Source organism: Geodermatophilus sp. SYSU D01036 (assembly GCF_054050435.1).
The window spans coordinates 50,941-70,280 of the sequence record NZ_JBJGZJ010000014.1 but is presented as its reverse complement, the minus strand read 5'-3'; the positions used below and the strand labels follow the sequence as shown (position 1 = coordinate 70,280).

General features: G+C 76.0%; 20 protein-coding genes and 1 pseudogene. 9 read left to right on the top strand and 12 right to left on the bottom strand.

Annotation, left to right across the window (positions count from 1 at the left end; all coding sequences use genetic code 11):
• Positions 1-26 precede the first annotated feature (26 nt).
• The gene (locus ACI8AR_RS15040) at positions 27-599 is read left to right on the top strand and encodes an NADPH-dependent FMN reductase (protein ID WP_457051743.1); all 573 of its coding nucleotides are present in this window, start codon (positions 27-29) and stop codon (positions 597-599) included.
• Here ACI8AR_RS15040 and ACI8AR_RS15035 read toward each other — a convergent pair.
• Positions 565-1,161, bottom strand: coding sequence for an NUDIX domain-containing protein (locus ACI8AR_RS15035; protein WP_457051742.1), 597 nt, complete (start codon positions 1,159-1,161; stop codon positions 565-567). The two genes, ACI8AR_RS15040 and ACI8AR_RS15035, sit on opposite strands and share 35 nt — an antisense overlap.
• A 46-nt stretch (positions 1,162-1,207) precedes the next feature.
• Here ACI8AR_RS15035 and ACI8AR_RS15030 point away from each other — a divergent pair, with 46 nt between their 5' ends.
• The gene (locus ACI8AR_RS15030) at positions 1,208-1,693 is read left to right on the top strand and encodes a DnaJ family domain-containing protein (protein ID WP_457051741.1); all 486 of its coding nucleotides are present in this window, start codon (positions 1,208-1,210) and stop codon (positions 1,691-1,693) included.
• 77 nt (positions 1,694-1,770) lie between these two features.
• Here ACI8AR_RS15030 and ACI8AR_RS15025 read toward each other — a convergent pair whose 3' ends face one another.
• Together ACI8AR_RS15025 and ACI8AR_RS15020 are read right to left on the bottom strand one after the other, a co-directional pair.
• The gene (locus tag ACI8AR_RS15025; RefSeq protein ID WP_456929752.1) at positions 1,771-2,133 is read right to left on the bottom strand and encodes a nuclear transport factor 2 family protein; all 363 of its coding nucleotides are present in this window, start codon (positions 2,131-2,133) and stop codon (positions 1,771-1,773) included.
• Between the two features lie 23 nt (positions 2,134-2,156).
• A complete protein-coding gene (locus ACI8AR_RS15020; RefSeq protein ID WP_457051740.1) occupies positions 2,157-2,561 on the bottom strand; it encodes a hypothetical protein in 405 nt (134 codons plus the stop codon).
• A gap of 87 nt (positions 2,562-2,648) precedes the next feature.
• Between ACI8AR_RS15020 and ACI8AR_RS15015 the strand changes: the two genes are divergently transcribed.
• Positions 2,649-3,464, top strand: coding sequence for a helix-turn-helix domain-containing protein (locus tag ACI8AR_RS15015; protein WP_457051739.1), 816 nt, complete (start codon positions 2,649-2,651; stop codon positions 3,462-3,464).
• 33 nt (positions 3,465-3,497) lie between these two features.
• A complete protein-coding gene (locus ACI8AR_RS15010; protein WP_387991213.1) occupies positions 3,498-3,665 on the top strand; it encodes a hypothetical protein in 168 nt (55 codons plus the stop codon).
• A 47-nt stretch (positions 3,666-3,712) separates the two neighbouring features.
• Here the strand turns inward: ACI8AR_RS15010 and ACI8AR_RS15005 are convergent, their stop codons facing one another.
• Complete coding sequence (locus ACI8AR_RS15005; RefSeq protein ID WP_457051738.1) at positions 3,713-5,593, bottom strand: hydantoinase B/oxoprolinase family protein; 1,881 nt, start codon at positions 5,591-5,593, stop codon at positions 3,713-3,715.
• A complete protein-coding gene (locus tag ACI8AR_RS15000; protein WP_457051737.1) occupies positions 5,590-7,665 on the bottom strand; it encodes a hydantoinase/oxoprolinase family protein in 2,076 nt (691 codons plus the stop codon). The genes ACI8AR_RS15005 and ACI8AR_RS15000 overlap by 4 nt, the downstream gene beginning before the upstream one ends.
• 456 nt (positions 7,666-8,121) lie before the next feature.
• Between ACI8AR_RS15000 and ACI8AR_RS14995 the strand changes: the two genes are divergently transcribed.
• Entirely contained in the window at positions 8,122-8,982 is an 861-nt protein-coding gene (locus ACI8AR_RS14995) for a GGDEF domain-containing protein (protein ID WP_457051736.1), read from the top strand.
• Between the two features lie 64 nt (positions 8,983-9,046).
• Here the strand turns inward: ACI8AR_RS14995 and ACI8AR_RS14990 are convergent, their stop codons facing one another.
• Together ACI8AR_RS14990 and ACI8AR_RS14985 are read right to left on the bottom strand one after the other, a co-directional pair.
• Positions 9,047-9,475 (bottom strand): DUF1707 SHOCT-like domain-containing protein, encoded by a 429-nt coding sequence (locus tag ACI8AR_RS14990; protein ID WP_457051735.1) that lies wholly within the window; start codon positions 9,473-9,475, stop codon positions 9,047-9,049.
• A gap of 56 nt (positions 9,476-9,531) precedes the next feature.
• On the bottom strand, positions 9,532-9,945 hold the full coding sequence (locus ACI8AR_RS14985) for a MarR family winged helix-turn-helix transcriptional regulator (protein ID WP_457051734.1): 414 nt from the start codon (positions 9,943-9,945) through the stop codon (positions 9,532-9,534).
• Positions 9,946-10,009: 64 nt separating this feature from the next.
• On the opposite strand from ACI8AR_RS14985, the gene ACI8AR_RS14980 reads away from it, so the two are divergent.
• Positions 10,010-11,857 (top strand): ABC transporter ATP-binding protein, encoded by a 1,848-nt coding sequence (locus ACI8AR_RS14980; protein ID WP_457051733.1) that lies wholly within the window; start codon positions 10,010-10,012, stop codon positions 11,855-11,857.
• 82 nt (positions 11,858-11,939) lie between these two features.
• Here ACI8AR_RS14980 and ACI8AR_RS14975 read toward each other — a convergent pair whose 3' ends face one another.
• Both ACI8AR_RS14975 and ACI8AR_RS14970 read right to left on the bottom strand, forming a co-directional pair.
• Complete coding sequence (locus tag ACI8AR_RS14975; protein WP_457051732.1) at positions 11,940-13,025, bottom strand: winged helix DNA-binding domain-containing protein; 1,086 nt, start codon at positions 13,023-13,025, stop codon at positions 11,940-11,942.
• Between the two features lie 184 nt (positions 13,026-13,209).
• Positions 13,210-14,076 carry a diguanylate cyclase domain-containing protein gene (locus tag ACI8AR_RS14970; RefSeq protein WP_457051731.1) on the bottom strand — a complete coding sequence of 289 codons (867 nt, stop codon included), beginning with the start codon at positions 14,074-14,076 and terminating at the stop codon, positions 13,210-13,212.
• An 81-nt stretch (positions 14,077-14,157) separates the two neighbouring features.
• Here ACI8AR_RS14970 and ACI8AR_RS14965 point away from each other — a divergent pair.
• A pseudogene (locus ACI8AR_RS14965) lies at positions 14,158-14,655 on the top strand (GNAT family N-acetyltransferase); the annotation flags it as partial.
• 37 nt (positions 14,656-14,692) lie between these two features.
• Here ACI8AR_RS14965 and ACI8AR_RS14960 read toward each other — a convergent pair.
• Positions 14,693-15,892, bottom strand: coding sequence for an EAL domain-containing protein (locus tag ACI8AR_RS14960; protein ID WP_457051730.1), 1,200 nt, complete (start codon positions 15,890-15,892; stop codon positions 14,693-14,695).
• A 151-nt stretch (positions 15,893-16,043) separates the two neighbouring features.
• Here ACI8AR_RS14960 and ACI8AR_RS14955 point away from each other — a divergent pair, with 151 nt between their 5' ends.
• Together ACI8AR_RS14955 and ACI8AR_RS14950 are read left to right on the top strand one after the other, a co-directional pair.
• The gene (locus ACI8AR_RS14955; RefSeq protein ID WP_457051729.1) at positions 16,044-16,679 is read left to right on the top strand and encodes a dihydrofolate reductase family protein; all 636 of its coding nucleotides are present in this window, start codon (positions 16,044-16,046) and stop codon (positions 16,677-16,679) included.
• 71 nt (positions 16,680-16,750) lie between these two features.
• Positions 16,751-17,500: a thioesterase family protein gene (locus ACI8AR_RS14950; RefSeq protein ID WP_457051728.1), complete on the top strand. Its 750-nt coding sequence runs from the start codon at positions 16,751-16,753 to the stop codon at positions 17,498-17,500.
• Positions 17,501-17,510: 10 nt separating this feature from the next.
• Here ACI8AR_RS14950 and ACI8AR_RS14945 read toward each other — a convergent pair whose 3' ends face one another.
• On the bottom strand, positions 17,511-18,185 hold the full coding sequence (locus tag ACI8AR_RS14945) for a response regulator transcription factor (RefSeq protein WP_457051727.1): 675 nt from the start codon (positions 18,183-18,185) through the stop codon (positions 17,511-17,513).
• Positions 18,182-19,327, bottom strand: coding sequence for a sensor histidine kinase (locus tag ACI8AR_RS14940; protein WP_457051726.1), 1,146 nt, complete (start codon positions 19,325-19,327; stop codon positions 18,182-18,184). Before ACI8AR_RS14940 ends, ACI8AR_RS14945 begins: the two co-directional genes overlap by 4 nt.
• Positions 19,328-19,340: the final 13 nt, after the last annotated feature.

Here is a 19,340-nt window from a genome sequence, read left to right as displayed (position 1 = left end):
GTCCCGTCGTCGTCCCGGAGGTCCCGGTGTCCCGTCCCGTCCTGCAGGTCATCGCCGCCAGCACCCGCCCCGGCCGCCGGGGCATCGCCGTCGCCCGCTGGGTGCAGCGCCTGGCGCAGGAGCACGGCGGTTTCGACGTCGAGCTGGTCGACCTCGCCGAGGTGGGCCTGCCGGTGTTCGACGAGCCGAACCACCCCCGGCTGCAGCAGTACGCCCACCAGCACACCAAGGACTGGAGCGCGACGGTGTCCCGCGCCGACGCGTTCGTCTTCGTGACCCCGGAGTACAACCACTCCTTCCCGGCGTCGCTCAAGAACGCGCTGGACTACCTGTCGGTCGAGTGGGCCGACAAGGCGGCCGGGCTGGTCACCTACGGCGGCGTCTCGGCCGGCCTGCGGGCGTCGTCGGCGGTCAAGCCGGTGCTCGGCGCGCTGCGGCTGCACACCGTCCCCGAGGCGATCTCCGTGCCCTTCTTCGCGCAGTTCCTCGACGACGAGGACGAGTTCGCGCCCAACCCCGAGCTCGAGGCCGGCGGCAAGGCGATGCTCGACGAGCTCGCCCGCGTCACCCCGGCCCTGCGCTCCCTCCGCGCCGCATGACGGGGCCCGCCTCTGCGCGCTGGTGGCCTCTCAGCAGGAGCAGGGCCCAGGCGGCGAGTGAGGGGCCGTCGGTGAACCGGCCGTCGCGGACCATCGCCCGCAGCTCGGCCTCGGGCACGAACGCCGCCACCATGTCGGCCTCGGTCACCTCGCGGGCGGTCGGGCCGGGCGTGAGGTCGGTGGCCAGCCAGACGTCGAACTCCTGGGTGGACAGCCCCGGCGCGAGGTCCGCGTGGCCGAGGTGCTCGAGCCGGCCGGCCCGCAGCCCGGTCTCCTCGGCCAGCTCGGCGCGGGCGAGCTCCTCGGGCGTCCCGCCCGTGCCCGCTGCCAGTGCCTCGGAGGACCAGGTCCCCTGAGGGAACTCCCAGGCCCGGCGGCCCAGCGGGTGGCGGAACTGCTCGACCAGCCAGAAGCCGTCCCGCTCGGCGGCGATGACGATGGCGAAGTCCGGCTTCTCGACGACGGAGTAGACGCCGGTGGAGCCGTCCACCCGCTCGACGGTGTCCTCGCGCACCCGGATCCACGGGTTGCGGTAGACCTCCCGGCTGCCCGTCGTCCGCATGCACGGCAGCCTGGCAGAGGCGGAGCATGGAGGCGGAGGTGGGAGGGTGACCCAGCGGAAGCCGCCCGGGGTGTCGTTCGAGACCTGGGTCGAGCGGCAGATCGGCCAGGCCCAGGACCGCGGCGACTTCACCGGGCTGCGCGGTGCCGGCAGGCCGCTGCCGGCGTTCGACCCCAACGAGACCGCCTACGACTGGGCGGTGGCCAAGGCCCGCCGGGAGGGCGTGGCACCCGCGGACATGCTGCCGCCGGGCCTGGCGCTGCGCCGGGAGCGCGACGAGCTGCCCGCGCGGGTCGCCGCGCTGCCGTCGGAGGACGCCGTCCGCGCCGTCGCCGAGGACTACAACGCCCGGGTCGAGGCCTTCTGGCGGCGGCCGGCGGAGAGCCGCTGGTCGCCGGTGCCGGGCCTGGCCGACGTCGACGCGCTCGTGGAGGGCTGGCGCCGCGACCGCCCGCCGCCCCCGCCCGAGCCGCCGGCCGCCGCGGCGCCGCCCACACCGCAGCGCCGCCGCTGGTGGCAGCGGCGGCGCTGACCCCTCCCGCGATCATGGCGCCGTGACCGTCGTCCGGGGGTCCCGGGTGGTCACGGCGCCATGATCGCGGGGTCCGTTCAGGCGGGCACCCGGTCGAGGAAGCCGAGCACGGTGCGGATGCGGCCGTCCCCGTCGGTGACGGCGACGTCGAACCCGGTGACCGGCGGCTCGGCGCCGTCCGGGCCGAGGTGCCACGTGAAACGCACCTGGCCGTGGTGGGCGTCGGCCGGGCCGGCGAGCCGGAAGACGAAGCCCGGGAACTGCGCCTGCACGGCGGCGATGGTCGCGTCCAGCCCGTCGCGGCCGGCGACGTCGGCCAGCGGGTCGGTGTAGGTGACGTCCTCGGTGAACAGCGCCTCGACCAGCGCCCGCCGGGCGGCGGGGTCGGTCTCGTTCCAGGCGGCGAGGTAGCGGTCGGCGAGGTCGGGCGTGGCGGTCATGGCGGTCTCTCCTGTTCGCAGGATCAGCGGGTGCGGAGGGCGGTGAGCTGCAGGGCGGCGAACCCGGCGACGACGGCGGCCTGGAGCAGCACCCAGACCGTCCCGGCGGCGGTGAGGTCGAAGCGGCCGGCGGCGACGGCGGCGACGCTGCCGGCGGCCCACAGCGCGTTGGCGCCGACGACGACCTCCGTGGCGCCCCGCGGGACACGGGGACGGGCGGCGACGAGCGCGACCCCGGCGGCGAAGACGGCGAGGAAGGTGCCCAGCCCGCGCAGCGCCCCGGCGGGGACGCCGAGCAGGTCGGACAGCAGCGGCGCGGCGGCCAGGTAGGCCAGACCGTTGGCGCCGGTGACGACGGCGTCCAGGCGCAGCGCCACGCGGAGCAGGTCGAGGGAGGGGCGGGGAGGAGCGGTGGCGGTGTTCGTCATGGCGCAGACGCTCCCGCCGGCGGGGAAGGGCGTCGATTACCTCGCGGGTAGGCGACTCGGGGCGCCGTCGTCGCTAGCGTCCGCGCCGTGACCACCGTGGTGCGCCCGGACGTCGGGGAGCTGCTGCGCGGCTGGCGGCAGCGCCGCCGGCTGTCCCAGCTGGACCTGGCCAACGACGCCGGGGTCTCCGCCCGGCACCTGAGCTTCCTGGAGACCGGCCGGTCGCGGCCGAGCCGGGAGATGGTGCTGCGGCTGGCCGAGCGGCTGGAGGTGCCGCTGCGCGAGCGCAACGACCTGCTGCTGGCCGCGGGCTTCGCCCCCGCCTACGGCCGCCGGGGACTGGACTCGCCCGACATGGCCGCCGTGTCCCGGGCGCTGGACCTGGTGCTCGCCGCCTACGAGCCCTTCCCGGCGCTGGTGGTCGACCGGTCGTGGGAGCTGGTCACGGCGAACGCGAGCGTGGCGCCGCTGCTCGACGGCGCCGCCGGGCACCTGCTCCAGCCGCCGGTCAACGTGCTCCGGCTGAGCCTGCACCCCGAGGGCCTGGCGCCGCGGATCGCCAACCTGCCGCAGTGGCGGGCGCACGTCCTGCACCGGCTGGGCCGCGAGGCGCACCTGACCGGCGATCCGCAGCTCGCCGCGCTGCACCGCGAGCTGGCCGCGCTCCCCGGCGGCACCGACCGCTCGACGCCGGACGGCATCGCCGTGCCGCTGCGGCTGCGGGCCGGCGACACGGTGCTGTCCTTCCTCAGCACGGTGACCACCTTCGGCACCGCCGTCGACCTCACCGCGGCCGAGCTGTCGGTCGAGGCGTTCCTGCCCGCCGACGAGGCCACCGCCGCGGCCCTGCGCGCCCCGTTCACCGGCGGCGAACCGGCGCCTGCCCGGGCGGCGGCGGGGTAGGGGACCGGCACGCGACGACGAGGGAGGACGACCATGACCGAGGTGCCGGGCACCGACCGCGAGCAGGCCGAGGAGCAGGTGCTGGAGGAGACGCCGATCCGGCCGGAGGGCGTCGAGGAGGACACCTCCACGCAGGGCGACGAGGGCCAGACCGGCGACAGCGCCAAGCCGGGGGCCGGCAGCACCGACCCCGTCACCTGAGACGGTCCCGTTCCCGCCTCCCGCGCGCGGGAGGCGGGAACGGGGCGTCAGAGGACGTCGAACTCGTTGGAGGCCGCGCCGCCGGAGAGCAGGGCGTAGCCCGGGCCGCGGTCGAAGAACGGCTCGTCGCCGGTGCGGGCGGCGCGCATCTCGTCGCGCAGCGCCTGGGTCGCGGCGTCATCGGCCGACCCGTCCCCGAGCACGACCACGCCGTAGTCCTCGCGGGCGCCGGCCACGCTCACCTTGCGCCAGGCGACGTCGCGGAGGACCTCCTCGACCGGCCGGTCCAGCGGGTCGCCCCACCCGCCGCCGCCGGTGGTGCGGATCCGCACCACCGTGCCGGCCGGCAGCGGCTCGGCGTCGGCCAGCGCGTCGACGTCGTGCTCGTCGGGGCCGCCGGGGTCGACGGTGACCTGGAACGGCCGGCCCGCGCGACCGCCGTTGACGCCCCAGCAGGACAGGATCGAGCGGTCGGCGATCGACATGAAGTGCGCGTCGCGCAGCACCCGGATGTGCTTCTCGTAGCCGCAGCCGCCGCGGTACCGGCCCGGGCCGCCGGAGTCCAGCGCCAGGCCCAGCCGCTCGACCCGCAGCGGGAACCGGGACTCGGTGAACTCGGTGGGCAGGTTCCGCGAGTCCGGGACGACGTGGATGGTGTCCTCGCCGTCGGCGTACCAGCGGCCGCCGGAGCCGCCGCCGAGCACCTCGCGCATGAGGTAGGGGTTGCCGTCGAGGTCGGTGCCGTAGACGCCGGTGTAGCGGATCGTCTCCTGGTCGGCGGGCATCCGGCCGCCGGTGGCCTTGGCCAGCACACCGGCCAGGACGCCGAGCAGCCGCAGGATGACGAACGTCCGCGCGTTGGTGGGCGCCGGGAAGACCGGCGTGAGCAGCGTGCCCTTCTCGGGGAAGCGCATCTCGATGAGCGGGACGACGCCCTCGTTGACGTCGAGCTCGGCCATCCGCTCGGGCGTCTCGGCGAGGTTGCGCAGGATCGGCGCCAGCCACTTCTTGAGGAAGTTGCCGTCGGCGTAGTCGCCGCAGTGGTTGATCGGGCCCTTGGCCTGCGGGCCGGTGCCGGCGAAGTCGATGACCAGCGGCGTCTCGCGGGTCGAGTCCATGGTCAGCGTGATCCGCTGGCGGTGGAGCTTGGGCTCCTCGACGCCGTCGTGCTCGGCGTAGTCCTCCCAGACGTAGGTGCCGTCGGGGATCTGCGAGAGGATCTCCCGCCGGTACACCTCGGTGGAGTTGGCCAGGATCGCCTCGAAGCAGGCCTCGACGGCGGCCACGCCGTAGCGGTCGAACAGCTCGCCCAGGCGCCGGGCGCCGGCCAGGCACGCGGAGCACTCGGCGTCGAGGTCGGCGGCCAGCGAGTCGGGCATCCGCGAGTTGCGGGTCATGATCTTCAGGGCCGACTCGTTCGGCACGCCGCGGTCCCACAGCTTGATCGGGGGGACCATCAGCCCCTCCTCGTACACGCTGGTCGCCGCCGACGGCATCGAGCCGGGCACCGCGCCGCCGATGTCGTCGTGGTGGCCGAACGCCTGGATGAAGGCGACCACCTCGGACTCCCCGGTCTCCGGCGACGCCGCGAACACCGGCACGGTCACGCACAGGTCGGGCAGGTGGCCGATCCCGCCCTCGGACAGGTAGACGTCGTTGTGGAAGAAGACGTCGCCGACGTTCATCGTCTCGATCGGGTAGTCGCGCACCACCGGGTGCACGAGCGCCGAGTACGAGCGGCCGGTGAGCTTGCGCAGTCGCCGGTCGTGGATGCCGGCGCGGAAGTCGTGCGCGTCGCGGATCATCGGCGACCGCGAGGTGCGACCGATGGAGGTCTCGACCTCCTTCTCGATGGCGGCCAGCGTGCCGGCGACGATCTCGACGAGGACCGGGTCGGCCTCGACCTTGCCGTTCTGGAGGGAGGTCACTGGCCGGACTCCTTGGTGAGCAGCAGGTTGCCGTGGGCGTCGACGGTCGCGGCGAAGCCGGGGTGCACCGGGACGGTGGAGCCGAACTCCTCGATGACCGCCGGGCCGCTGACCACGTCGCCGGCGCCCAGCCGGGTGCGGTCGTAGGTCGGGGTGTCCACCCAGTCGTCGAAGAAGACCCGGCGGGAGCCCGTGACGGCCCGGTCCGTCCCGCCGTCCCGCTCCGGCAGCCGGACGACGTCCGGACGGCGGATCGGGCCGATGCCGCTCACCCGCAGGTTGACCCACTCGACGGCCTGCCGCGGGTCGGTCGCGAAGTCGTAGCCGTAGAGCTGCCGGTGCGCGGCGTGGAACGCCTGCGCGACGTCCTCGGCGGCCGCCCGGTCGAGCTCGCCGTCGGCCACCGGCACCCGAACCTCGAACGCCTGGCCCACGTAGCGCAGGTCGGCGGTCCGCTGCATGCGCTGCTGGTCGCGGGCGAAGCCCTCGCCGTCCAGCGCCGTCCGTGCCTGCGCCTCCAGGTCGGCGTAGACCGACCGGACCCGCTCCAGGTCCAGGTCGAGGTGCCGGGAGACCACGGTCTGCACGTAGTCGTTGCGGACGTCGACGGTGAGCAGCCCGAAGGCGCTGACGTTGCCCGGGTTCGGCGGCACAAGCGTGCGGGGCAGGGAGAGGATGTCCATCAGCCGGCAGGCCAGCAGCGAGCCCGAGCCGCCGAACGTGGTGAGCGTGAAGTCCCGGACGTCCAGGCCCCTGGCCACGGTGACCTGGCGCAGCGCGTTCGCCTGGTTCCACGCGGAGATCTCGAGGATGCCGGTGGCGGTGCGCTCGAGGTCCATGTCGAGCTTCGCGCCGAGCTGCTGCAGCCCCTCGCGGGCGGCGTCGACCGACAGCGGGATCTCGCCGCCGAGCAGGTGCGGGGGGATCCGGCCCAGGACGACGTGCGCGTCGGTGACGGTGGGCTGGTCGCCGCCGTCGGGGTAGCAGATCGGCCCGGGGTCCGCGCCGGCCGACTTCGGCCCGACCTTGAGCGTGCCCTCGGGGGAGAGCCACGCGATCGAGCCGCCGCCCGCGCCGACCGTGACGACGTCGATCATCGGGATCTTCGACGGGTAGTCGCCGACCGAGCCCTCGGTGGTGAGCGCCGGCTCGCCGTCGATGACCACGGTGACGTCGGTCGAGGTGCCGCCGCCGTCGCAGGTGAGCACCCGGTCGAAGCCCGCGGCCCCGGCGATCAGCGCGGCGCCCAGGGCGCCGGCGGCCGGGCCGGACAGCATCGTGGTGATCGGCTGGTGCACGACCTCCTGCGCCGACAGGACGCCGCCGTTGCTCTTCATCACGTAGAACGGCACGCCCGGGGCGATCTCGTCCAGCCGGGTGCGGATGTTGGTGACGTAGGCGCCGACCTTCGGCTTCACCGCGGCGTCGACCAGCGTGGTCACCGAGCGCTCGTACTCGCGGTACTCGCGCAGCACCTGCGAGCTGATGCTGACGACGGCGTCCGGGTGCTCCTCGCGCAGCACCTCGAGCATCGCCCGCTCGTGCGCGTCGTCCGCGTAGGAGTGCAGGAAGCAGACGCCGATCGTGGTGATGCCGGCGTCGCGGAAGAAGCGGGCCGCGGCGACGGCGTCGTCGCGGTCGAACGGGCGGACCTCGGCGCCGGTGTGGTCCAGCCGCCCGCGGACGGTGCGCACCAGGTCGGCCGGCACGATCCGCGGCGGCTTGACCCAGAAGTAGCTGTTGCCGTAGCCGTCGGGCACCGACTGGCGGGCGATCTCCAGCACCGACTCGTAGCCCTCGGTGGTCACGAAGCCGATCCGGTCCAGCTTGCCCTCGAGCAGCTGGTTGGTGGCGACCGTGGTCCCGTGGCTGACCGCGGTGACCGCGGAGCCGTCCAGGTCCAGGAGGCCGAGCACCTTGCGGACGCCGGCGAGGAAGCCCTCGGCGGGGTCGGCCGGGGTGGACGGCGTCTTGGTGGTCGTCGTCCGCCCCGTCTCCTCGTCGACGGCGACGACGTCGGTGAACGTGCCCCCGGTGTCGATCCCGATCCGGACCCGGCGCGCCGCTGCCATGGGCAGATACCTTAGCGCTGAGGGATCTCGGCGGGAAGGGACGCGCCCCGAGTCGCGCCCCGAGCCCGGTGCGAGCCCGGTGCGAGCCCCGGTGGTGACGGTCCGGGGCGTGACCCGACCTCGCCTGCGCGCTGCTCCCCGGTCCGCCGGGTCGACCTGGCCACGGGGGAGGTGACCGACTCGGGCCCGCCCTGTCCCGGGGAGGCCGCCCTCGACCACCTGCGGCTCACCGCCGCCGTCGCCGTCGGCACGTGCGAGGGCCGCGCCGAGGGCCTGTGGGTGCTCCGGTGAGCCGGCGGGACCGGACGGTCCGGGACCGTACCGATCGACGGGTGTCGTCCGGGCGTGCTGTGATCGACTGCGCGGGGCGCCTCGTCCCGCCGGTGCGGGGAGGGAGGCGGCCCGGGGTGCACGGCAGCAGTGGGGACCGGCCCTCCGGGGTCCGGTAGCGCCCGGGTGGACGGCCGGCTGGCGCACGAGTTCGTGGAGGGCACCGACGCCCTCGTCTGCGTCGTGGACGGGGAGGGCCGCATCCTGCTGGCCAACCCGGCGCTGCAGCGGTTCACCGGACGCACGCTCGACGAGCTGGTGGGACGTTCCTTCGTGGACGTCTGGGTGGTCCCGGAGCACCGCGCCCTCGCGGTAGACGCCGTCGCCCGGGCCGTCGCCACCGGCCGGGCCTTCCCGCAGGAGGGCGACTGGCTGTCCGCCGACGGCACCCGCCGCCTGATCTCGATGCAGAACAACGTGCTCACCGGCGCCGACGGCCGCCCCTACGCGGTCGCGTGCGTGGGCATCGACGTGACCGACCAGCGGCGGCGGGAGGCGGTGCTGTCGGAGCGGGCGCGCACCGACCGGCTGACCGGGATCCTCAACCGGGGCGCGCTCTTCGAGGAGCTGACGCACTGCCTGGACCCGGCGGCCGGCCGCGAGTGCGGCGTCCTGTTCTGCGACCTCGACGGCTTCAAGGTGGTCAACGACGTGCACGGGCACGCCGTCGGCGACGCGGTGCTGGTCGAGGTCGCCGCCCGGCTGTCCGCGGAGGCCGGGCCCGACGGGGTCGTCGCCCGGTTCGGCGGGGACGAGTTCGTGGTCCTGTGCCCCGGCTGCGAGGAGACCGACCTCGCCGACCTCGCCGCCGGGGTGCGCGAGCGGGTCGGCGCGCCGGTGCCCACCGCGGCCGGCCCCGTGGTGGTCGGCGTCAGCGCCGGCTGGGCGGTGGGCCGGCCCGGAGCCGCGCCGGACGAGGTCATCGCCCGGGCCGACCGCGCGATGTACGGCACCAAGACCCGCCAGCGCCGCCGCTCGGAACGGTGAAGGACCCCGTCCCTCTCACCACTCGCAGGCTCGCGGCGAGCCTCCGGACGGGGCCGGACGGGCCCTACCTCCTGGGCCGGCCGATCCCGGTGGCGTAGAGGACGGCGAGGACCGCCCCGGACGGGGCGAACCAGATGAACCACGGGTAGGCCGGGTCGCCGCTGCCCAGGGAGACCAGCAGCCAGACGACGACGTTCACCGCGACCGCGGCGGCCCACACGGTGGTGAGCACCCGCATCGCCGCGCCGCCGCCGGTGTCGGAGAAGACCCGGTGCCGCGGCGCCGGGCGCGGCGGGGGTGGCGGCTCGGGCAGGTCGCGGGTGATCCGCTCCAGCTCGCCGCGGGTGCGGGCGGCCCAGGCCGCCGTGACCCGCTCGTCGAACTCGTGCAGGTCGAGCTGGCCGGCGCCGACCGCCCGGTGCAGCCGGTCCTGCACGGCCCGCCGCTCGACGTCGGAGACCCGCAGTTCCTCGGCCCGCACCGGCTCGCCCATGCGCCTGATCGTGGCACCGCCGGACGCCCCGCGGGGTCCGTCGAGCGGTGGACCGTTCAGTCCGCGACGGCGCGCAGCAAGCGGGCCAGCTCGGCCCGCTCGGCGGCGGACAGCCGGGCGAACAGCTCGCGGGTGTCGGCCCGGCGGGCGGCGTCCACCTCCGCCTGCACGCGCCGCCCCTCGGCGGTCGCCCGCAGCAGCACGGCGCGGCGGTCGGTCGGGTCCGGGGTGCGCTCCAGCAGGCCCCGCTCCTGCAGGGCGTCGGCCACCTCGGTCGCCGAGCGGGGCGCGATGTGCAGCGCCTCGGCCAGGTCGGACAGCCGCACGCCCTCCTGCAGCCCCACCACGCGCAGGGCCCGGGCCTGGTGGGGGGACAGCGCCCACGGCGCCAGGACGTCCCGCCAGCGCCGGCGCTGGGTGCGGGCGGCGCGCATCACCAGCTCGCCCAGCTCGGCGCCCTCGTCGTCCACGGGGGAATGCTACCGGCGATGGTGCGGTTACCGGAAGGTGAGGTAGCCTCAGCAACCACGGGAGGTGGTCACCATCGAGGAGATGGGGAGTGGTCGCGGGAGGGGCGGGTCCGGGCGGACCGTCGACCCCGCGGACCGGGCGCAGCTGGAGCGCGCGCCGGTCTCGCTGCGCCGGGTCGCGGCGCTGTTCCGCCCGTACCGCTGGCAGGTCGGGACCGTGGTGGCGCTCATCGTCGCCTCCTCGGTCGTCGCGCTGGCGACGCCGTTCCTCGTCCGGCTGGTCATCGACGAGGCCCTGCCCCGGCAGGACGTGCGGCTGCTGGTCTGGGCGGTCGCCGGCATGGTCGCCGTCACCGGCGTGACCGCCGTGCTCGGCGTGGTGCAGACCTGGCTGTCGACGACGGTCGGCCAGCGGGTCATGCACGGCCTGCGGACGGCGGTGTTCACGCACCTGCAGCGCCAGTCGCTCGGCTTCTTCACCCGCACCCGCGGCGGCGAGGTCCAGTCGCGGCTCACCCACGACATCGGCGGCATGCAGTCGGCGGTCACCTCGACGGCGACCTCGCTGGCCTCCAACGCGACGACCGTCGTCGGCACCGTGGTCGCGATGGTGGCGCTGTCCTGGCGGCTGTCGCTGCTGTCCCTGGTGGTCCTGCCGCCGGCCATCGCGCTGACCCGCAAGGTGGCGCGGATGCGCCGCGCGGTCACGGCGCAGCGGCAGCGGCACCTCGCCGACCTGCACGGCCAGGTCGAGGAGGGGCTGTCGGTGAGCGGCGTGCTGCTGGGCAAGACCCTCGGCGCGGGCCCGGCCGCCTCTCGCCGGTTCGCCGCGACGTCGGAGGACCTGGTCGGCCTCGAGGTCCGCTCGCAGCTGGCCGGGCGCTGGCGGATGGCCTCGATGAGCGTCGTGTTCGCCGGCATCCCCGCGCTGATCTACCTGTTCGCGGGGCTGCCGGCGACCTCGGGCGGCATGACCATCGGCACGCTGGTCGCCTTCACCGCGCTGCAGGGCACGCTGTTCCGCCCGCTCATGGGGCTGCTCGACGTCGGCGTCTCGGTCACCAGCTCGATGGCGCTGTTCAGCCGCGTCTTCGAGTACCTGGACCTGCCGGTGGAGATCGACGACCCGGCGTCCCCGGTCGAGCTGGACCCGGCGGCGGTGCGCGGCGAGGTCCGCTGGGAGGGCGTGGACTTCACCCACCCCGACGGCGCCCGCCCGGCGCTGCGCGGCGTCGACGTCGCCGTCCCCGCGGGTACCACGCTGGCGCTGGTGGGGGAGACCGGCTCCGGCAAGTCGACGATGGCCTCGCTGGTCGCCCGGCTGGCCGACCCGACCGCCGGCCGCGTGACGATCGACGGCGCCGACCTGCGCGAGCTGCGGCTGGCCACGCTCGCGCAGGTGGTCGGCGTCGTCTCGCAGGAGACCTACCTGCTGCACGCCACCGTCCGGGAGAACCTGCGGCACGCCCGCCCCGGCGCCACCGACGCCGAGATCGAGGCCGCCGCCCGCCGCGCCCAGGTGCACGACGTGATCGCCGCGCTGCCCGACGGCTACGACACCGTCGTCGGCGCCCGGGGGCACCGGTTCTCCGGCGGGGAGAAGCAGCGGCTGGCGATCGCCCGCACGCTGCTGCGCGACCCGCGGGTGCTGGTGCTCGACGAGGCCACCAGCGCGCTGGACACCGCCACCGAGCGGGCGGTGCAGGCGGCGCTGGACGAGGCCCGCCGCGGCCGGACGACGATCACCATCGCGCACCGGCTGTCCACCGTGCGGCACGCAGACCGGATCGTCGTCCTCGACGCCGGCCGGGTGGTGGAGTCCGGTACGCACGCGGAGCTCGTGGCCCGCGGCGGCCGCTACGCCGGGCTCGTGGCCGCCGGCGACGACGCGCAGGACCTGCTGGCCGCCTAGAGGAAGGGCCCTCCTGCCCCCCACCCCTCGCAGGCTCGCGGCGGGCCCCTGCAGGAGGGCCGACAGCGCGCGGAAGGCGGACTCAGACGATCTCGACCGCCTTCAGGCGGGCGCCGCGGAACGCGGCCAGCCGCTCGGCCTGCTCCCCCACGGCGGCCCGCAAGGCGGGGGAGAGCGGCGCCCACGGCTCGACGGCGACGGTCAGCGACGACCCGGCCTTGCGCGGCCGCCACAGCCCGGCGAGCGCGCCGTCGGCGAGCACCGCGCCCGGCCGGCCCAGCACCGGCCACGTCGCCTTGCGGCGGCCGGCGTCGGGCACCAGCGTCTCGCGGTCGCGGCCCTGCAGGAGGAGGTCGAACGGGCCGAGCAGGCGGACCCCCCGGGGTGCGCCGGCGCCCAGCCGGCCGGCGTCGTCGGCCAGCACCCACCGCCGCTGCCCGTCCACCTCCACCTCGACGGCGTCCTCGGGCCAGCGCGCCCTGACGTCCCTCACCGCCCCGTCGAGGTAGCCGGCGACGTGCTGCGGGGTGGCCGGGCCGAGCAGGTGGAGGTACGCGCGGACGACGTCGAGCCGGCGGGGGACGCTGCCGGCGGGCACGAACCCGGGCACCGGCTGCAGCACCGGCGGCGAGGTGCCCGGCTGCAGCTCCAGCCCGGCGCGCAGCGCGGCCAGGCGGAACGGCTGCTCGTAGAGGTGCACCGCGTCGCACGGGCGGCAGTAGCGGTTGTAGGGCTCCTCCATCGCGTCCGACAGCCGCCGCGACATCTCGCCCTTGACCGTCGGCACGGTGACGATCTCCCGCATCCGCCCGGCGATGGTGTCCAGCGCGGTGAGCACCGGGATGCCCGCGGCCCTGAGCGGCTTCGCGGCGTCGAAGACCCGCTTGGCGGCGTCGGCCTCGGAGAACGGCGCGGTGGCCGCGGCGACGGCGGGCAGGTCGGCGCGGCGGTACAGGTGCGGCGCGCCGCGCAGCGTCCACGCGGTGGCGAGCTCGCCGTCGTCCGGCACGACGCCGCGGATCGCCAGCGCCCACAGCCCGCCGTCGGGCCCGGTGTCCTGGACGCCGAGGTCGAGGACGGCGGTGTCGGCGGGCGTGCCGGCGTCGCGGTCGAGCTGCTGGGTGGTGACGCGGTACGCGAGGACGTCGTCGGCGGTCGCGGTCGGCACGCCGCGGACCCTAGGCCCGGCCGGGGACGGGCGGCCCGTCCCCGGCCGGGGGAGTCAGTCGCGCCGGCCGTGCGCGGCGACCGACAGCGGCTCCCACCGCCGCCACCCGGCCAGCCGCGACTCGGAGTGGCGGGTGGCGATCGCCAGCGGGCCGTCGCCGGGGAAGACGCGCAGCGGCGGCTCGTCAGCGCCGGCCGCGGCGGACGCTCTTCACGCCGTACATGGCCATGTCGGCGCGGTTCATGACGCTGTCCGGGTCGTCGCCGGGCCCGCCGGTCGCCGTCCCGGTGCTCACGCCCACCCGCACCTCGCCGCCGGCGACGTCGAACGGCTCCTGCACCGCGGCCTCGATCCGGCGCGCCCGGTCGGTGGCCGCGTCGGGGTCGACGCCGCGGGAGACGACGACGAACTCGTCGCCGCCGAGGCGCGCGACGACGTCGTCCGGGCCGGCCAGCGCGCGCAGCCGCCCGGCGACGGCGGCCAGCAGCCGGTCGCCGGCCGCGTGCCCGAAGCGGTCGTTGACCGCCTTGAAGCCGTCGAGGTCGCAGAAGACCAGGCTGCACCCGTCGCCGGTCTCGACGTCCAGGCGGGCGGCGAGGACGGCGAACAGGGCACTGCGGTTGGCCAGGCCGGTCAGCGGGTCGGTGACCGCCTGCCGCCGCACCTGCGCCTCCCGCTCGCGGTGCGCGGTGACGTCGATGCCGATGAAGGCGACGGCGTAGGGGGTGCCGTCGTCGCGGGTCAGCACGCTGGTCTGCAGCTCGACGCGGCGCTGCCGGCCGTCGCCGGTACGCCAGTCGACCTCGCCGGGGATCGCCGGCCGGCCGGACAGGACCATCGCCAGCGCGGCGCGGGCCAGCTCGACCTCCTCGGGGAGGGTCACCACCTGCCAGAAGGGGACGCCGACCAGCTCGGCGGCGCGGCGACCGGTGAAGCGCTCGAGGGCGGGGTTGGCGAGCAGGACCCGCCCGTCGCCGTCGCAGACGAGCACGAGGGCCGCCGTCGCCTGCACGGCCGCGCGTGCCAGGCCGTCGAGGGCGGTGGGCGTCACGGACACGGTGGCACCGGACCGGGCGCCACGGGGGCCGGCCGGCCGGTCGGGGGTCCCGGCCGCGGACGGCCGTCGGGGTGCGTGCACCGGAGCTCCTCGGGGTGGCTGCTGACCTCCTCTGCATCGGCGCGTCCGGGCCGGTCCTCGAGGGCACCTCCCCCCGTCGGGTGGGCTCGAGTGGCGCGTGCGGCCGGTCCAGGCGTAGAGGAACGGGACTGGCGTGGCCGGGTGCTCGACGGGCCGGTCACGTTCCGCCCGCTGACCCGCGCGGACCTGCCGCTGCTGGGCCGCTGGCTCGAGGAACCGCTGGTGGCCCGCTGGTGGGCGCACGAGACGACGCCCGAGGCGCTGGAGGCCGACTTCGGCCCGAGCATCGACGGCACCGACCCCGGCGAGGTGCTGCTGGCGCTGGCCGGCGGGCGGCCGTTCGGGCTCGTGCAGCGGCACCGGATCGCCGGCCTCCCCGAGTACGCCGACGAGCTCGCGCCGGTGGTCGACGGGCCGCCGCGGGCGCTGTCGATCGACCACCTGGTCGGCGAGCCCGACGTCCGCGGCGGGGGAGCGGGCACGGCGATGATCGCGTCGTCCACCTGCTGCGCCGGCCGGCGCGCGGGGGTCAGGCGGCGGGCAGCGCCACGGGCTGCGCCACGGGGGACAGCGCCTCCGGCGGGCCGGGGCGGCCGTAGTACCAGCCCTGGCCGAGGTCGACGCCCAGCTCGCGCAGCCGGGAGGCCTCCTCCGCCGTCTCGATGCCCTCGGCCACCAGCGTCACGCCGCAGCCGTGGCCGAAGGTCACCAGCGACCCGACCAGCGTCGACAGCACCGGGTCGGTGTCCAGGCCGCTGACGATGCTGCGGTCCATCTTGATGACGTCGGGGCCGGTCACCACGATGTGCCGGAGCGAGGAGAAGCCGGCGCCGACGTCGTCGATGGCCAGCCGCATGCCGGCCGCGCGGAAGGGCACCAGCGCCCTGGTGAGCGCGTCGTAGTCCTCGACCGGGTCGTGCTCGGAGAGCTCGAGCAGGACGCGGTCGAGCGGCAGCTCGCGCAGCAGCGCGGCGCACTCCGGGGTGAGCAGGGTCTGCGGGGACACGTTCATGGCCACGTAGCCGCCGACCCGGTCCAGGTGGGCGGCCGCGCCCCGGAGGGCGAGCAGCTCCACCTCGGAGCCGCGGCCGACGCTGTGCGCCTCCTCGAAGACGACGTCGGGGCCCTTGGCCCACTCGCGCGGGAAGCGGCTGAGCGCCTCGGCGCCGACGCGGACGCCGGTGACCAGGTCGACGATCGGCTGCAGGACCACGCTCGGGCCGCCCGCGGCGACCAGCGGGTCGAGCCGGCCGTCGATGTCGTCGCGGCGCTGCTGCTCGCGGATCTCGGGCTCGATGATCACCGACGCCGCTGACGCGAGGACCTGCATCAGCGCCTCGTCGCGGCGGGTGAGCTCCTTGTCCGAGGTGAAGCCGAAGGCGCAGAAGGTGCCGTAGAGGCTGCCGTCGGAGAGCGTGACCGGCGTCGAGACGTAGCTGCGGATGCGGGGGATGCGCGCCGAGGGCAGGGACATCGCCAGGGGGTGGCGCGTCACGTCGTCGATGACGGCGGGCAGCTTCCCGTCGAGGACCGCCTGGCAGAACGAGGTGTCCTGGGCGACCTTCGCCTTCTCCCGCACGAGCAGCGGCACCCGGGTGTCGACCACCTCCAGGTGCTGGGTGGTGCCGTCCAGGCGGCTGAGGAACGCCACGCTCATGTGCAGCGACGTGCGGGCCGTCCGCAGCAGGTCGGCGATCTGCTGCTCGGCGTCGGTGCGCTGTCGGGCCATCGGGTGCTCCTCGTCCGGAACGGGTGACGTCCTCCCATCGACATCGGTCGTGCACGACTGGAGTGGGCCCGACGGGCCTCACCCGGACCGATGAGTCCCGGCGCCGCCCGCCGTCTCCACCTGCGACCGCACCACCCCGGAGGAGAGACCGATGCGCCCGCTCACCGTCACCACGTTCCTGACCCTCGACGGCGTCGCCCAGGCCCCCGGCGGGCCGCAGGAGGACCCGTCCGGCGGCTTCCCCTACGGCGGCTGGCTGGTGCCGTTCGCCGACGAGGCGATGGGGGAGCAGATGGACGCCTGGTTCCGTCCGGCCGAGGACTTCCTGCTGGGCCGGACGACGTACGAGATCTTCGCCGCGCACTGGCCGCACGTGGACGCCACCGGCGACCCGGTGGCCCAGGCGCTGCAGACCAGGACCAAGCACGTCGCGTCGCGGACGCTGACCTCGCTGGAGTGGTCCACCGCCCGGCTGCTCGGCGCCGACGTGCCGGCCGCCGTCCGGGAGCTCAAGGCCGCCGACGGCGGCGAGCTGCAGGTGCACGGCTCGATCGGGCTGGTGCAGACGCTGCTGGCCGAGGACCTGGTCGACGAGCTGCGCACCATCGTCTTCCCGGTGGTCCTCGGCACGGGCAAGCGCCTGTTCGAGGGCGGCGCCGCGCCGCGCACCTGGGAGCTGGTCAGCTCGACGACCACCTCGACCGGCGCGGTGATGACCGCCCACCGGCGCACCGGCGAGGTGGCCACCGGCTCCTTCGCGCTGGAGGACGCCGACACCACGGTTTGACATCCGTACCGACGGGTGTACGGTCCTCCCGTCCCGGTTGGACAGTCCAACCGGGACGGGAGGAGGGGCCCGTGACCGCCATCGCCCTCGAGGCGTCGCCGCTCGTCTTCGACCCGTCCTGGCGGTCGTTCACGCACGTGCAGGGCGGCCTGGTGGCCGGGCACCTGATGGCCGCCGCCGCGGACCGCACCGGCGCCGCGCCGCGTGCGGTCACCGCCCACCTGCTCGCCGGCGTCCAGCCGGGCGTGGAGACGGCGGTCGACGCCGTTCCCGACCGCGCCGGGACCACCGGCAGCGTGCGGGCCACGATGAGCCAGCAGGGGCGGGTGCTCGCCGTCGCCCAGGTGCTCACGCTGGCCCGCCCCGCCTCCCCGGTCTCGGAGGGCGCGCCGCCGGCGCCCGGGCCGACCGTGCGCGAGGGGGTGCCGTTCCGGCTGCCGCGGGAGTTCGTCCCGATCGCCGACCACACGGAGATCCGCGCGCTGGGGGCGTCCCGGCCGCTGGCCGGCGGGCCCGAGCCGCGGCTGTCGGCGTGGGTCCGCATCGACGGCGACCTCGAGCCGCTGGTCCAGCTCGGCGTGCTGCTCGACGCGCTGCCGCCGGCGCTGTTCGCCGTCCGCACCACGCCGGCGGTGATGCCGACCGTCGAGCTCACCGCGCACCTGGCCGGCCCGCCGCCGGAGACCGGCGCGTGGGTGCGGATCGACCAGGTCACCGCCTGGGCCGATGCCGACGTCGCGGTCGACGACGCCGAGCTCCGCGCCGTCGACGGCTCGCTGGTCGCCCGGGCCCGCCAGACCCGGCGCCTGCTCTCCCGCTGAGCGGGGCCCGTCAGCCCTCGAGCAGGCCGGCCTCGTGGGCGAGGATCGCGGCCTGCGTGCGGTTGGCGAGGTCCAGCTTGGTGAGCAGCCGGGAGACGTAGGTCTTCACGGTGGCCTCGCTGACGAACAGCCGGCCGGCCAGCTCCGCGTTGGAGCCGCCGCTGCCGAGCAGGGTGAGCACCTCGCGCTCGCGGTCGGAGAGCGTGGCCACCCGCTGCAGCGCCTCGGCCCGGCGCGGGGTCGCCCGGCTGTCCACGTAGGAGGCGATGAGCGCGGCGGTGACGGCGGGGGAGAGCGTCGCCGTCCCGTCGGCCACCGCCCGGACGGCGGCGGCGATCTCGCGCGGCGGCGTGTCCTTGAGCAGAAACCCGGCCGCGCCCGCGGCCAGCGCCGCGTACACGTACTCGTCGACGTGGAAGGTGGTCAGGACGGCGACCTGCGGCGGGTCGGGCAGGGCGAGGATCGCGCGGGTGGCGGCCAGCCCGTCCATGCCGGGCATGCGGACGTCGGTGAGCACGACGTCGGGCCGCAGCTCCCGCGCGGCGGCCACCCCGGCCGCGCCGTCGCCGGCCTCGCCGACGACGTCCATGTCACCGGCCGCCTCCAGCACGGTGCGCAGGCCGAAGCGGACCAGCTCCTCGTCGTCGACGAGCAGCACCCGGATCCGGCGCCCGTCCCCGCTCACGTCGGCAGCACCGCCTCGACGCCGAAACCGCCGTCCAGCCGCGGTTCCGCGGTCAGCCGCCCGCCCAGCGTGCGCACCCGCTCGGCCACGCCGACGAGGCCGAAGCCGCCCCCGGGGACGGCGTCCGGGGTGCGGGCGGGCGGTCCGTTGACGACGTGCACGTGCAGCTCGCCGGGCCGCCGGTCCACGCTCACCCGGACCGGCGCGCCGGGGGCGTGCCTGCCCGCGTTGGTCAGGGCCTCCTGCACGATGCGGTACGCCGCCCGGCCGACGACGGGGTCGACCGGTGTGGTCCCCTCCGCCGGGCCGGTCCAGGCGACGGTCATCCCGGCCTCGCGGGCGGACCGCACCAGCCGCGGCAGGTCGGCCAGCTCCGGCTGGGGACCCAGCGGCGCGGCCTCGTCGAGCTCCCCGGCGCGCAGCACCCCGACCATCTGGCGCAGCTCCTCCAGTGCCTGCCGCCCGGCGGTCTGCACCTGACCGGCCAGCTGCTCCACCCGCTGAGGGTTCCCGGCGGCCACCTCGATGGCGCCGGCCTGCAGCACCATGAGGCTCACCCGGTGCCCGACGGCGTCGTGCATCTCCCGCGCGATCCGCGTCCGCTCGGTCACGACGGCGTCGTGTGCCAGCCGCTCCCGCTCGGTCTCGGCCCGCACCGCCCGCTCGCGCAGGGCCGCGAGCAGCTGGGCGCGGGTGCGCTGCCAGATCCCGAGCGCCGCGGGCAGCACGAGGGCGAGGGCCACGCCGCCGAGGGCGCCCACCGCCTCGTTCGCGGTGCCGATGGTCCAGGGCTGGGCGAGCGCGACCGCCCCGAGCGCGCCGGCGACGACGCGCACCGGCCACCGGCCGTCGTAGCGGCCCACCGCGTAGGCGGTGAGCAGCAGGCCGACCGACAGCGCCGGGACCAGCGCCGTGAGGGCGGCGCTGACGACGAAGGGCACCACGGGCGCCGAGCGCCGGAAGAGGAACAGGGTCAGCACCAGCAGCACGCCGCCGACGACGAGGACGGCGTCCGGCGCCAGGCGGGCCTCCGGGGTGACGACGCCGACCGTCACGGTGGCCGCGCTCGCCAGCGCGACCAGCGCCTCGAAGCCGACGCTGCGCGCGCGGAGGCCGGGCCAGACGCGCTCCCGGATCCCCACGGGCGGAGCGTAT